Source organism: Pseudoalteromonas sp. APC 3358, assembly GCF_030408075.1.
GTDB lineage: Bacteria > Pseudomonadota > Gammaproteobacteria > Enterobacterales > Alteromonadaceae > Pseudoalteromonas > Pseudoalteromonas arctica.
The window spans coordinates 92,087-105,638 of the sequence record NZ_JASDCE010000013.1 but is presented as its reverse complement, the minus strand read 5'-3'; the positions used below and the strand labels follow the sequence as shown (position 1 = coordinate 105,638).

The 13,552-nt window shown below is 38.1% G+C and carries 13 protein-coding genes; all 13 read left to right on the top strand.

What is annotated here, in order from left to right; translation table 11 throughout:
• The first annotated feature begins 140 nt into the window (after positions 1-140).
• A complete protein-coding gene (locus QL995_RS17820) occupies positions 141-641 on the top strand; it encodes a conjugative transfer protein MobI(A/C) (protein ID WP_024595927.1) in 501 nt (166 codons plus the stop codon).
• Entirely contained in the window at positions 631-1,380 is a 750-nt protein-coding gene (locus tag QL995_RS17815) for a hypothetical protein (protein ID WP_024595926.1), read from the top strand. Before QL995_RS17820 ends, QL995_RS17815 begins: the two co-directional genes overlap by 11 nt.
• On the top strand, positions 1,380-3,926 hold the full coding sequence (gene mobH, locus QL995_RS17810; protein ID WP_290294747.1) for a MobH family relaxase: 2,547 nt from the start codon (positions 1,380-1,382) through the stop codon (positions 3,924-3,926). Before QL995_RS17815 ends, mobH begins: the two co-directional genes overlap by 1 nt.
• Positions 3,919-5,940 (top strand): conjugative transfer system coupling protein TraD, encoded by a 2,022-nt coding sequence (gene traD / locus QL995_RS17805; protein WP_290294746.1) that lies wholly within the window; start codon positions 3,919-3,921, stop codon positions 5,938-5,940. The genes mobH and traD overlap by 8 nt, the downstream gene beginning before the upstream one ends.
• Positions 5,931-7,019 (top strand): hypothetical protein, encoded by a 1,089-nt coding sequence (locus QL995_RS17800; protein ID WP_024595923.1) that lies wholly within the window; start codon positions 5,931-5,933, stop codon positions 7,017-7,019. Before traD ends, QL995_RS17800 begins: the two co-directional genes overlap by 10 nt.
• The gene (locus QL995_RS17795; protein WP_024595922.1) at positions 7,016-7,666 is read left to right on the top strand and encodes a DUF4400 domain-containing protein; all 651 of its coding nucleotides are present in this window, start codon (positions 7,016-7,018) and stop codon (positions 7,664-7,666) included. The genes QL995_RS17800 and QL995_RS17795 overlap by 4 nt, the downstream gene beginning before the upstream one ends.
• Before the next feature lies 1 nt (position 7,667).
• A complete protein-coding gene (locus QL995_RS17790) occupies positions 7,668-8,627 on the top strand; it encodes a S49 family peptidase (protein WP_024595921.1) in 960 nt (319 codons plus the stop codon).
• A 224-nt stretch (positions 8,628-8,851) separates the two neighbouring features.
• Positions 8,852-9,196: a hypothetical protein gene (locus QL995_RS17785; RefSeq protein WP_024595920.1), complete on the top strand. Its 345-nt coding sequence runs from the start codon at positions 8,852-8,854 to the stop codon at positions 9,194-9,196.
• 155 nt (positions 9,197-9,351) lie between these two features.
• Positions 9,352-9,651, top strand: a complete 300-nt coding sequence (gene traL, locus QL995_RS17780; protein WP_024595919.1) for a type IV conjugative transfer system protein TraL — start codon at positions 9,352-9,354, stop codon at positions 9,649-9,651.
• A gap of 11 nt (positions 9,652-9,662) precedes the next feature.
• Positions 9,663-10,313, top strand: a complete 651-nt coding sequence (locus tag QL995_RS17775) for a TraE/TraK family type IV conjugative transfer system protein (protein WP_290294745.1) — start codon at positions 9,663-9,665, stop codon at positions 10,311-10,313.
• A 9-nt stretch (positions 10,314-10,322) separates the two neighbouring features.
• Positions 10,323-11,390 (top strand): type-F conjugative transfer system secretin TraK, encoded by a 1,068-nt coding sequence (locus QL995_RS17770; RefSeq protein WP_024595917.1) that lies wholly within the window; start codon positions 10,323-10,325, stop codon positions 11,388-11,390.
• Entirely contained in the window at positions 11,387-12,745 is a 1,359-nt protein-coding gene (locus tag QL995_RS17765) for a TrbI/VirB10 family protein (RefSeq protein WP_084324650.1), read from the top strand. The genes QL995_RS17770 and QL995_RS17765 overlap by 4 nt, the downstream gene beginning before the upstream one ends.
• Positions 12,745-13,185, top strand: coding sequence for a hypothetical protein (locus QL995_RS17760; protein WP_024595915.1), 441 nt, complete (start codon positions 12,745-12,747; stop codon positions 13,183-13,185). The genes QL995_RS17765 and QL995_RS17760 overlap by 1 nt, the downstream gene beginning before the upstream one ends.
• Positions 13,186-13,552: the final 367 nt, after the last annotated feature.

The window sequence follows — 13,552 nt, the reverse complement described above, 5'->3', positions numbered from 1 at the left end:
TTTAGGGCATCAATAGTAAAAGAATACCTCACCGGAAGGTGCCCGAAATTTACAGCATGCATTTATACCCTCTGTATTTTTTTTCTCTTAAAGATAATTACGCGAAAATGGCATCACGACAGAAACAAGAGTTTTAAAAAATGAACCAAGATGCATTTGAAGTTCGCCAGTATTTAACTGATAAAAAGGACGACCTAGCTTTAAAGCTTGATTCGTTAGTGGATGGATATTGGGGTGCTTGGCGTGACATTAATAGACAAATCATAAGTCAATCCGCTAATCCGGACCGAACCGATAAAGTCGGCAAGGTTGCACCGAGCATTCGCATATACAAAACCAAAAACCATAACCGAGTCACGCTCAGGTGGCGAATTTACGAAAACAGTTGGGCAAGGCTCAATGTTGCTAAAAGCAATAAGCAGACACTTCGCTACGCAAAAGAACTCAAGCGGAATAAAGATGGCACAACAAGTCGATTCCAATTAGTGAAAAACGCTGAAAGCTGGGAAGTTAGTTTAATTGATGAATTCCTAATTAAAGCGGAACCAATTATCACTCTTATTAATATGATTCATCAAAGCTTAAAGCTACTGAACAACACAAAAACTTTAGAAACTGAGGAGATACAAAATGCAGAGTAAAACTGAAAATTCAATATCAGCTGAACATGTCAAGAATGAGCAGGCGCAAAGAGCGACCACAAAGCATGCTGGTAAAATGAAAACAATCACTACTATGATTAAGTATGAAACAGACCACACTCATTCATATTTAAAGCTAAACGAGCATAAAATTCTAAATGCATTCGAACGCTTAGCTGCAATTTTACGGATGGCAAAAACCTCTAGCGTTGCGTACACAAGAATAAGTGAATGGCATAGAGATATTAATTTAAGTCTTGCTCAAGCCCAGTTGGATACACTTCATGATCACCGAGTGGAACGTGAAAAAAGTTTACCGGTTATGGGTGACTTTATAATTAATACACCAGAAAACTACGCCATGCAATTTGAAGTATCTCACCCAGTAGGACTCACAATTACTCAGTTAATTGTTGCCGTGGACAAAGAGTTAAACGCAATTGAAAAATTATTTATGTTTGGTGCTTTAGATGATCTTGAGTATGAGCAAGCATGCAAACAGGCAGCAGCAATTGTTACTGGCGTAACTGACAGAATAATGAAAGTGACTTCCCCGGGTAAGCGCGAAGGTGGCCAATTTAATCCGCGTTACTATTTGGAGTTTTTACGTGATCCACAATTTAACATGCTTTCACTGTGTGACATTCCTTATGAGGTAGCAAAAACAATACTTACTGAAGAACAATTAGTATTAATTGTTAAAGCCAAAAATGAAGATAGTGAAAGCAAGGTAGCATAATGGCATTTGTATCCACCATGAAAATGCTATTTGGTTTATCCACTTCTACTAAGCCGGTTAAAGGTGGCGTAGAAGTTCTTAAAGATAAACCTAAGCCGATCCACTTACAGACCAATGTAAGTGGAGAAATTTATTTGGATATTTATAACAGGCCAGTACACGATGCTGAAGCTCAATTTTACCCACCTAAAGTAAATGGTTTGAGCGTGTTTTGTGTAGACGCCATTTTAAAGCGCTATAAAGACCAGATTATAGCGCTTGAGCAACACGTAGATATTGGGTTTCATAGAACCACTGAGGAAGGTGTTAATCTTTTTGACGCGCGTTATTTGAGTGTAATTCGCAAGCTAGCGGAATATGTTCACATGCTTCCTGCATCTGAATACCACCACCATTCACAACCAGGTGGATTATTTCGGCACTCGCTAGATGCTGCTTTAATCGCTTTGCGTAAAGCAGATAATCAATTGCCTCCGACCGTTGGTAAAGTGGACTTAGATGCACAACGTCGTGTCCGTTACATGTATGCAGCGTGGGTTGGGGCGCTTTTACATGATACAGGTAAAATTCTGACAGATATGCAGGTGAGTGCGTATACAATTTTTGATGATGAAAAAAATACAAGTGTACCAATCGCGAGTTGGGGGAAACCAATTAAGCCTTGGATACCACAAATTGAAACTTTAATTGAATGGGCTACCCGCAATAAAGTAGAACGATATTTTGTCCACTTTAGGGCATCTCGTGTACACAAGGAGCACGTGTCTTCAGGTGCCACTCTGTTACCACACATATTAAAAGGAGAAGGGTTAGAGTTCATTATGGACTCCCCAGATGACTTATATAGCAATCTAACGTCTGCACTTAACGGATATGCTCACATCAATGGATACCTTGCCACAGCAATTCGTTTTGGAGATTCAGTGTCAACGGCTAAAGATGTCAAAACAATGGCAACTTCTGCTTTTGGTACCTTAAAAAAATCAAGAATGATGTCTATTGTCGACACGATGCGAAGCCTTAAAAGCAAATGGAATTTTAATGCTGAAAAAAGCCATGCTTTTGTAATTGGTGATTGTGTTTTTATTCGTTGGCAATCAGCGTTTGATGGAATCCTAAAAGCTGCACGGGCTAACCAGTTCGATGCTCTACCAAATGACACAAAGTCACTATTAGGAATGATGGAAGATTTCAGAATAGTAGAGCCATTCGATAAAGAAAATCGCTTTGCGTTATTTGCTATAGGCAAGTTCACTGAACAAGATGTAATAAACATCATTGACGAAACAATCAGCATTAGTTGGATTGAGTTGATTAAAGTGGTCTATCGCGAGTGGATATATGATTCTGACCCAGTGCACCCAAACTTAGAAGGTTTACTTTACCTTAGTGGCTCAAACAAATATTTCATTACGAAAGAAGATGGAAGCTTTACAGAGCTAAGCTTTGATACTACAGCGCTTAGCGAAGAAAAGGAGACGGTAATTGAAGGTACGAACGAATTACATGACAAAGTTAACATTAGCACGACTAAAAAAACCGTTTCCGTTAACAATGGTGTAAACCATGCTGAGGAAAAACCCAGTACCGCCAAAACAGAAAAAACAGTTCCGCCTAAAGCTGAAGTAAATACAGGGGAAAAAAATCAAGTCGCGGCCAAAAAGAAAAAAATGCCAAAGCCTAAAAAACCGGAAAAAGCGAATGTTACACCAATTCTATTTGAGAACAGCACCGATACCTCTGTAGTAAAAACTGAACAGACGACACTTGCAGAGAAAACTGAACAGGCTGTACCTGCTGAAACAAATGAACAAACATTACCTGCGGAAAAAACAGAACAGGCTGTACCTGTGGAATTAATTGAAAAGGCAATACCACCAGCTTTGGAGAACGAAAAACCAACACTCCACGAGTATGTTTTGCAAATCAATAATAAATGGTACGTAGACGTAAATAAGTATGTTGAAGCCTACAACACTAATCAAATCGAAGCTGGACATACGCTATTAAGCAAAGGTTTTATACGGCAAAAACTAGGTAGCTCATCCCTTGCAACACTTGTTCGGCGTAAAAAAGCAAAGTCTGTCGTTTGCTTTGAACTAACACCTTTAGGTCAGTCCTCGTTAACTGGCGCTGTTAAAAGCAGTTCAGAAACCAAAAAAGGTGTTGCTACCAATTCACCTAAAGCAAAGAGTGAGACTATCAAGAAAAAAGCCACTGCCGGTAAAGATAAATCTAGTTTGCCTTTGGCCGACCCAACACAGTTTGAATTCACAACAACAAGCATCAAAGGAAGTCTTGGCGAAATCCTGCTAGCTCACAAATTTAATGTAGCTGGTGGTCCTGAACACATAGACATTACATTAAAAGAAGTAGCGTTAGTTAGCGATTCAAGCCCATCTTTTATAAAAGGGATACGTATAAGTAAACTAATCCAATTAATGAAAGCGCGCTATAAACATGACGTAAAAATTAACGACATGAGTTCATTTTCCATACAAGTCCACATACAAGATGTATCAAATACAGAGGTGTTCAGTGAGTAGTAAATACAATAGAACAGATGGGCGATACGTTGAGTTTCTATTTCGACCTATCTATGAAGTAAACACAGCAATAGCTTATGGCATTGGTGCCATAACAACTCCGTTTATGACTTTAGGTGCATTCCAACCAGGAGCAACCGTTTCATTCGGTATTGCTGGCATACTGGCTGGTGGAAGTTATCTGTATGCTAGGAAAGCAAAACCATTAATTGAGCGTCAGTTAAAACTAAAACTCAATAGAAAAGAGTTTATGGATTGTAAAAAATTACGGGAAATCAACTCGCTTGAACCAAGAATAACGAATGACAAATTTGTTGACCCTAGACACAACTTTATGGGGTATGGGTTTGAATGGGGTTCAGAACATGCCAATCGTATTTATCAAGTTATGAATATGGACTCAAAATTAACGGATATAAAGCTTCCATTTTTTCTACGCAAAGCAACAGACGAATTTCAGCATGAAACTGAAGAGCTTGGTGGAAAACCCTTTATCCATGCTGTAGGCGATGAAACGGAAATAAAGGTTGTGGAAGATACTTATTTTGGGCATACACTCATATCAGGAAATATAGGTACAGGCAAAACAACACTATTACGCTTGCTTAGCCTCAACGCTATACATATGGGTGCAAAAGAAAGTTCAGCTCGCTTTAATATAAACGGCCAACAAAATAAGATCATAAACGGTGACAAAACAAAAAATAACAGCAAAGTAATCGTCGTTATCGATCCAAAAAACGACACTGACTGGAAAGAGTCTATCAAGCAGGAAATGGAGCACTTAGGTTATGGCGATAGGTTTTTCAGTGTACACCCTGCTGCACAAAGTGACTCTTGTCGTATACCGTTACTAAAGAACTTTGTACGCGTCTCAGAAATTGCTGACAGAGTAGCGCCACTCATGGGAACTTCAGGGGGCAGTAAAACCTTTGAAGACTTCGCCTATGAACAAATAACATTTGTAGCTGCAGGCATGGAGTACATTGGCACACCTATTCGCTTAACTTCCATTCAAAAAGCGTTGTCTTCAGGGAAAATACCTTTCTGTGAAAAAGTGTTGCGTGTGTTTTTTGAAAGGACACTAGGGCCAGAATACGAAACAAAGCTGAATATGGCTGAGTACCTTAAAAAAGGTGTAGAGGCATGGCAAGTAATGAGTGAATACTATAAAGCTCGTTTAAGCGAGTCGCATGAGAACGCGGCTATTTTAGGTATTATTCAATTAATCGAACACCCTTCTGAGCATTTTATAAAGATGATCACATCGTTACGCCCAGTTTTAACGGCGCTAACATCAAAGCCAATGGATGATTTGTTTTCCCCTATTGATGATCCCGAAAGTGAAGATAAGCGAAGAATTGTAGATTTAGATAACCTCATGGAAAAAGGGGGGTGTCTATATATAAGTTTAGATTCAATGACTGATAATAAAACAGCAGGTTTTTTAGCTCGTTTAATTATGGCTGAGATTGCTGCTGTGTCAGGTCGTCGTTATAACAATAACGACAAGAAAGCATCACGAGTTGCTGTTTTCTTAGATGAAGCGCATGCCGCACTTGAAAATAATGACAGCTTATTAAATCTCCTTGCTGTTGGTCGCGCATCATCAATCGAGCTTTATCTTGCTACACAAACAATAAGCGACATTGCAGCTAAAACCGATGAACCTACAGCCAACAGAGTTTTAGGTTTATGTAATAACTTCATTTCATTTAGAACAACTGACCCAAAGACCCAAGAGTATGTTGCTGCGCAATTTTCAAAGACAGCAATCACAAAAGTTCAAAATCAGAGTTCATCTGGTGCATCAAGTAGCGAAAGTATATTTGCCTTCAACTCTATGCATGGTGAGCGTTCAGCTAAAGAGATGGATGATTCATTTCCAATGGGCTTAATGGGCGATTTACCAAAACTTCAATACATAGCACGGTTAGCAGATGGCCGAAAACTTAAAATGAGACTGCCAATTGTAATTAACAGCTGCCCAGAGGAGCGAGCCAAATGGTTATAGATAAGTGGCGAATTGATAACTTTAATGGTTTAACTGCCCAAAAAACATGGCTTTCACTGAATGACATTGAAAAGCAATCATCTAAGAATGAGATACGAGCACGACTAAGTGAAAAAAATCAGGATAAGTTTTTAAAGTTATGCAGTGATAATGAAGCAGTATTGGAATTGGCTAGAAACATAGCGCTGTATGTTGGTTTAAAAAACAAGATATACAAAGAACACGTATTTAGCCTCATTATGAACGGCGTTATAGACAATCTTGAAAATACAAAAGTTGAAAGTCTAATTTTGGCAGTATCCGAAAGGTTATACCCAATCATTTACGCAAGAGTGTCGGGCAGACCAAAAGGCCAGCGATTGTCTGCCTCAGTAACGTGGGATTTTACGAATGAAAGTTTATATTCGTGGATTGAAAACAATAACTTTGAGTCAATTTCAACGACTGAACTTAACGTAAAGTTAGAGTACCTGCGCAAAGATGAAGTAGGACTACTCATTTTAAATAAATTCTTTGACGCTGAATCAATTTTAAAATTCATGCACGCCGTTAAAAATAAATCACTGACAGAAAAAGCGCAAATAGTTGATTCAATTGGTGAGTCGAATATTAAAATACAATTGTCGATGATAGATACCATCAACCCGGCAGTAGTAAAAATATGTAACAAAGTAAAAGAGTACATGGGCAACATTGATATATTTAATAGTGGGGCACCTACTTACATATCCATAATTACAACATCATTGAGCGCATATTACGCCAAGGCTGAGATACAAGGACAATCGGCTGCGTATTTGGTTTTTTGTGAATATATTTCAAATCAATTAACTCAATTATGCTGCATGAAAATTCAATGTGAAAATGAGGTGTGGGATTGGACCAAAGAAAGCTTGCGTGCCTGGTCAAATAAACACCCAAAAGACAATTTAATAACATTACATACACCAACGAAAGAGACGAATAAAAAACTACATCTAATTTTCAATCTATTGGTATTCAATCGCATTGATTTAAGTATCTGGGGAGTGCCGGCCACAGGCAAAAGGCAGGCTGTATTTTGGGGGGATGCAGTATGAAGACTGCAATTACAAGTAAACATACTCGTTTAGAAATATTATTACTGCTTTCCTCACTATCAGTGGCGGCTATGCTGCTCATGCTGCTACTAACAGAACCTGACGAATATAAAACGAATGTACTGCAAGAGTCATATCAGATTAAAAATGCGATTTCAGAGAATGATTGGAACGTATTGCATAACGAAACCCTCTTTTTACAAGATAAATGGGTAAATGGGAGTGGGCTATACAAATGGTTTTTATCAAAGTTAATGCCTGAAAAGGACACTGAATGGGATGGTGTCATAGGTAGTACATTCCAAGAAAGACTAGCAATAAACGGGCAGATACTAGCGTATCAAATCGCTTTGCGAATAATGATGTTTAAGTATTGGCTGTTTGTATCACTTCCACTTTGTTTAGCTTTAATTTACGGCTCTGTTAACAGACACAAAGCCAACGCATATAGATTTGGCGGGGCTAAACCTAATTTGGTGCGTTTATATATAAAAATCATTTGGATTTCATTCTGTTTATTTACATTTTTTATGTTAGCGCCAAATTTTGTAGGCGGAGTGTTGCCCTATTTCCCATTTATTTATTTGATAGGTATTGCCCTATTGATTTCAGGAATAATCCGTAATTTCCATAAAGGTACAAGTTAAAATGATTACAAATTTACTAAGAAAATTTAAAAGAAAAAAAGTTGAGCAAGTTAAAGTTCCTCCGGAAAATTTAACACAGGCCATATCAGAGTTAACATCTACAGTTGAATCTAAGTTAGGGCCAGTAGCGAAGGCTTATTCATTTTCACAGGTTTTTAAAACATTCATTATATTTGGAGGCTTCTTAACAGCCATATTAATCAACTGGAAGACAGATACATTAGAAATAAATAAGCCTAAGTATGTATCGCAAATAATGCTTGAGGGTGAGATGACTGATGCTGGTGGAGGCTCTGGCTACAATTTAGCGAAGGAAATACAACGTGCGGATAAAGACGAAAGGGCGAGTGCAATAATGCTAATTGTTAATTCAGGTGGTGGTTCGCCCGTACAAGGAGAAACGGCTTATTCATTTATAAAAAGTTACACAGAAAAACCGTTAACTGAACGAAAACCACTCTATGTAAGCATTCAAGCCATTTGTGCTTCTGCGTGTTACCAAGCTATATCGCCAGCAGATAAAATATATGCCCACAAAAGCTCGATGGTTGGCTCTATTGGGGTGCGAATGGACTCATGGGATTTAACGGGTCTAGCTGAAAAGTTGGGAGTTAAAAAACAAATTTTAACTTCCGTGGATAAAAAGGTAATCATTGATCCATTTAAAAAGCTGAAAGTTGAAGATGAACAGCTATTAAGAGACTCGTTAATGATGCCAATGCACAACAATTTCGTTTCATCAGTGCTTGAAGCGAGAAAAGACAAACTAGCAAACGATGCAAAACTGTTTAATGGCATGGTATGGCTAGGTGAAGATGCTCAGTCAAAAGGTTTTATCGACGGGATAAGCAGCACAATAGAAGTTGAAAATGAATTAATGGAGATGACAGAGACTAAGGATGCTAAGTCAGTTAGTGCTCAAGGTTTCAGCATTAGTCGTCTAATAGGTGGAATTCTATAAATGTATACCTTAGAGGTGCGATTTTAACCCTCTGTAAAATTTAAAATAAGCCAAATTAAAGGTAATAATGATTTTGCTGAGAAGGACTAGGAACACATTAATGTGCTCCTTTAAAATTAGCATAGCTTAGAGGGGCCATTTTAGTACGCTCTAAAATTTTAAAATGAATCAATTACAGTGAATAATCACTTTGAATTAAAACCACTCATTAATCGGAGATAACCATGAGTATAGCAATTGCAAACATCGACAACATGAATAACGTTGAGACATCTAAAAAAACTAAATACCTTTTATTAGCACTAGCTATAGCATGTGTAGTGTTTTCATCACTAGCACTTGCTGCAGGTAGTGGTACTGAATGGAACTCGATATATACAACGTTTGATGGTTGGGTAAAAGGTATTCCGGGCAAAACAATTTCACTTTTAGCATTTGGTTACTCTGTTTATAACATTACTCAACAAAACTACACTATGGCTGCTGGTGCATTCCTTGGTGCAGTATTAATGGTAAATGCTGGCTCAGTATTAGATTTAATCTTTACTGCGGGTATCCCAGGCCTTTAATAAAAAACTTAGTTTCCCTCCTTAATAAAAGGCTCATTTTGAGCCTTTTTTTTTGGTCTAAATAACTAGAGGTATCAAATACACCCTCTCTAATTTTATGCATTCGTATTTATACGGTAAATAATAGCGAATACATTTTAATGAAGGACAAACTAATGTCAGACAATCCTTTTCAATACAGAATGCCAAAACGCATTAACGAGCCGCTAACTCTCATACTGTGGCCAATGCACTACGTACTTATGCCGATCATGTGTTTTGGGTTTGGCATATTAATCAACAAACCAATGGAATTGCTTACTTTTGGTTTAATTTGGTTTTTCACATTGAAATACACAGAAGAGCGTTACTCACGAGGGTTTATTCTTCATTTCCTATGGTGGCATGGCGCTTTGCCTTTTTTGAAAAAAAGTAAATATATACCTGACCCATATAGTCGTGAATATTTTCAATAGGAACTCTTTAGATGAAAAGAAGTGAAAGCAAAGTTTTAAAATCCGTTAGCGAGATTAAAACAAATCAAACTAAAAACACAATTATTCAGTACGGTCTACTTGCCATTGCAGGGGTATTAGCTTGCGCATTGGCTTTTAAAGATACTGAAGTAATCGCCACGCCACCTAATTTCACTCAACCTTTAGTCGTTGCAGGTAATGTAGCCAATAAAGAATATAAATTACGATGGGCAGTTGCGGCAGCGTCGATAGCAGGGAACTTATCGAAGGACAATGCTGATTTTGTATTGAATCAACTGGATAGCATGCTTTCACCTTACTTACGGCAGCAAATATTGCCATCACTAAAAAAAGAGGTCCAAATTTTAATAGCACGGGATGCAGAGCAAACATTTGTTATTAAAGACGCGATTTACGACCCAGTAAAGGACTTAGTTTGGATCTGGGGTGACAGGACTATCAAACTAAAAGCAACGGCCAATAATATCAACTTACCTCAAAGATGGACGTATGAGTTCAGAGTTAAACCTTTCTCTGAACGTGCAGCTATTACGCATTTTAACTCATACAAAGGTCTGCCAAAGAACCGTGATGTTGAATATCTGGTTGAAGAAAACCCTATGCTAACTGCTGAGCTTAAAAAAGTCATAAGTGACGATTAAGGAATGAAAATGAAACTAATAAATAAAATAACAGCATCTATCTGTTTATCACTGAGCTTAATGCCAGCAGTCTATGCGCAAGACGAAGGGTTAGACATACCAATACAAACAAACTTTGGTAGAAAACCAATGAATGCAACACCGGCGGGTCAACCAGTTTACAACGGTGCCGCTGAATTGCGCGCTGCAACTAATAGCTTTGTACCTAATGAAACTAATAGAGCAACATCGAACGCTCCTGTAAGTAAAAGTAGTAATGAACCTGATTTCTTACAAAAGGTGAAACAAAGTTTTAAACCAGAACAATCGTACAATCTAAAGCCGGGAAGAAACATAGTTATTCCAGTCGGACAGGGTTTTAGTAATGCCATACGCACCAACTTTAGAAGTTTATCTGTTAAAACGAGTGCCAACGCAGAGCAAGCTTTACTTGAGGTTGAAGATGGCCACTTGTATGTGACGTTAAGAACAATGCAACCAATTAGTTTATTACTATCTGAAGACGGTGTTCTTGAATCTGAAATTTCTATCGTATTAGTACCAATGGCCTCACCACCAGCCATGGTAGATATTGATATAGATATGCCAGCAGAAATGACGTTAAAAGCACTGAATCATTTTAACGAAATGGAAAAACAGAAAAAAATTGATAAAGCGACTCTTGAAGCGCAAAACGCACCGGTACTGCGTTCATCAAGTTATCAAAAGAGTATTGTTTCAATATTAAAACCGATAGCGCAAGGTAAGACACCTGCTGGATACTCAATAACAAACGATATACCAAATTACCTTAAACATCCGTGCCGTATAGCTATATATCATGAAGCGGGCCAACGATTAAGTGGAAGCCAAGATTTTATTGATGTAGTCCTTGTGCACAATGATAGTGATCGTGTTTACCAAGTACGTGAAGAAATGTGTCTAAATGATGGTGTTACATCGGTTGCGCTATATCCAAAGTCTTATTTACAACCTGGTGAAGAAACAGAGATTTATATTATTCGTAAACTGAAAAAGGCAAGTGCGGACTCATATGGTCAGACTAGACCACGCTTAACAATGGGGGCAGGCGAATGATGCAGGAAAAGATAAAAACCTATATTGAAGACAATCCATGGTTACGCAAGGGCATTCTTGGAGTCATATTTCTTGTTATTCTCTGGTTTGTTGGTGGATCACTGTTTACAGATGACACGATGAGTGAACAGCAAGTAGAGAGTCAATCCGTTACATCAATTCTGGGTCTATCCGACACACTAGGCACAATGGATCAACGCGAAGCAGAAGGTATTGTAGATGAAATGAAAGTACGTTTAGCCGATAAAGAGCGCGAGATGGAGGCTAAGTACAACAAAGACGCAGAAAACCTTGAGCAATTGAAACTTTCAATGCAGCAAATGCAAAATGAAATGTTTGAGCTAAAAAGAAAGAACGCTACGAATACGAAACCAATTGATATAAGCACTAAGTTGCCTAACAAACAGTTTCAAGTACAAGGTGAGCCCGTCAGTTACCAAGCAGATCAGCAAAACAAAAATGTTCTATATAGACCACAAACTGAGATAATAACGCAATCACCTCAAATTAAAGGCAACGTTATTAGAACAATTACTCAACGCAGCATACGTGAAGTACAGCGCTCTGGTGAAGTAACTATAAGTGATATTAAAGTTCAGCGTTTGACGAATGACAGTCAAAATGTGGACGATAGTCGTGAAGGACAAATTGCTAAAAGTAATGACGAAAGAAACCCATCTGCAAAAGGTGATAAAGGTGAATTTACATTAGCAATGGGTTCAATATTATCGGGCACGTTAATTAATGGTGTTGCGGCGCCAACCAAAGTAGGTTCGCAAGATACACCAATCCCTATTTTACTCCGTGTAAAGCGCGAAGCGATTATGCCTAACTTTTTCTCACTCGATATACGTGAGTGTATGGTTCTTGGTGCAGGTATTGGAAACCTAGCAAGCGAACGTGTTGAAATTCGTGCAGAAGCAATTTCATGTATTACCAATGATGGCCAAGCCATTGAAAAATCTTTAACGGCTTACGCTGTGTCTAGTTCAGATGGTTTAACCGGTATACGTGGCACGGTAATCGAGCGTAGTGGTAAAGCGATAGGTAACTCTATCAAAGCAGGCTTTTTGTCAGGTTTTGCAAGTGCAGCTGCCCCGCAGCAAGTACCTTCGATTAATACTGAGCTTTCTGCATCAACAGTATGGCAAAGCCAAAACCTAAACCAGTACGCTGGAGCAGGCATAATGGAAGGTGCAAGTAGCGCAATGGAGCGTGTAGCTTCATATTACTTAGCAATTGCTGAGGCTATGTGGCCTGTTATAGAGATTCCAGCAGGTATTGAAGTAGATTTCTTAGTTCAGAAGGGAATGACCTTACAATTAAACCAAGACGATATTAAGGACCTAAAATAATGGCCGGTTATTTAGCAAAACTAATTTTAGCCACCAGCATTGCTATTTTAATATTGGTAAGCGTTAAAACTTACCAGCAGTCAAAACAAATAGCTCAGCTGCAGCAACAAGTAAGCAAAAAATCATCTCAAGTGATCGCCTTAAATGGTAAGCGATTAATTGATAAGTTTAAGCGTGATGGAAACACACAAGCGGAGTCAATGGAGGCTTTCGCGCTATTAATAAAAATGATGGAGGATGAGGGAGTATTAATTATTGATAGTAACCAAACAATAACTGCTCCTACTGACAAGCAATTTAAAGATCTGCGCGTAAGCGATATAAACGCAATGGCTAAAGATAAAGGTATAAATATAGTTAAGTTTCGGGATGAAATAATTGAACAAGCAAAGAAGGAAGCGGACAAAATGATAAAGGAGTTAGAAGCACTACAAAGGTAGATTTAAAAAGGCCAAATACCCAACGGAGAGTAGTGTTGGATACTCGGCCTAACCCTTGAGAGACATAATACGTATTTCGAGATTTTGGGCTACTGATTAGAAAAGGGTACAAATAAGCATAAAAAAGTGATCATCATTTGTGAATTATCTTGATCTAACTATTTAAGCGAAGTATCCTTTGGTCGATTTTCGATAAATAATTGAATAATTAACATATAGATAAGGCAAAGCACAACGAAGAAATAACAAAAAAATAACATTGCTAAGCAATAGAAAAACAAAAACCGACATAAAAGTCGGTTCTAGGAAGGTTTTATATTTATGTAATGTTGTAAGCAACCAGCGCCAACTGGTAAGTCCCACGTAA

Coding starts and splice junctions, on each gene's coding strand:
- QL995_RS17775 (WP_290294745.1), top strand. CDS start 9,663: ATGAAAAGAAGTGAAAGCAAAGTTTTAAAATCCGTTAGCGAGATTAAA.
- traL (WP_024595919.1), top strand. CDS start 9,352: ATGTCAGACAATCCTTTTCAATACAGAATGCCAAAACGCATTAACGAG.
- QL995_RS17760 (WP_024595915.1), top strand. CDS start 12,745: ATGGCCGGTTATTTAGCAAAACTAATTTTAGCCACCAGCATTGCTATT.
- QL995_RS17790 (WP_024595921.1), top strand. CDS start 7,668: ATGATTACAAATTTACTAAGAAAATTTAAAAGAAAAAAAGTTGAGCAA.
- mobH (WP_290294747.1), top strand. CDS start 1,380: ATGGCATTTGTATCCACCATGAAAATGCTATTTGGTTTATCCACTTCT.
- QL995_RS17800 (WP_024595923.1), top strand. CDS start 5,931: ATGGTTATAGATAAGTGGCGAATTGATAACTTTAATGGTTTAACTGCC.
- QL995_RS17765 (WP_084324650.1), top strand. CDS start 11,387: ATGATGCAGGAAAAGATAAAAACCTATATTGAAGACAATCCATGGTTA.
- QL995_RS17795 (WP_024595922.1), top strand. CDS start 7,016: ATGAAGACTGCAATTACAAGTAAACATACTCGTTTAGAAATATTATTA.
- QL995_RS17785 (WP_024595920.1), top strand. CDS start 8,852: ATGAGTATAGCAATTGCAAACATCGACAACATGAATAACGTTGAGACA.
- QL995_RS17815 (WP_024595926.1), top strand. CDS start 631: ATGCAGAGTAAAACTGAAAATTCAATATCAGCTGAACATGTCAAGAAT.
- QL995_RS17820 (WP_024595927.1), top strand. CDS start 141: ATGAACCAAGATGCATTTGAAGTTCGCCAGTATTTAACTGATAAAAAG.
- QL995_RS17770 (WP_024595917.1), top strand. CDS start 10,323: ATGAAACTAATAAATAAAATAACAGCATCTATCTGTTTATCACTGAGC.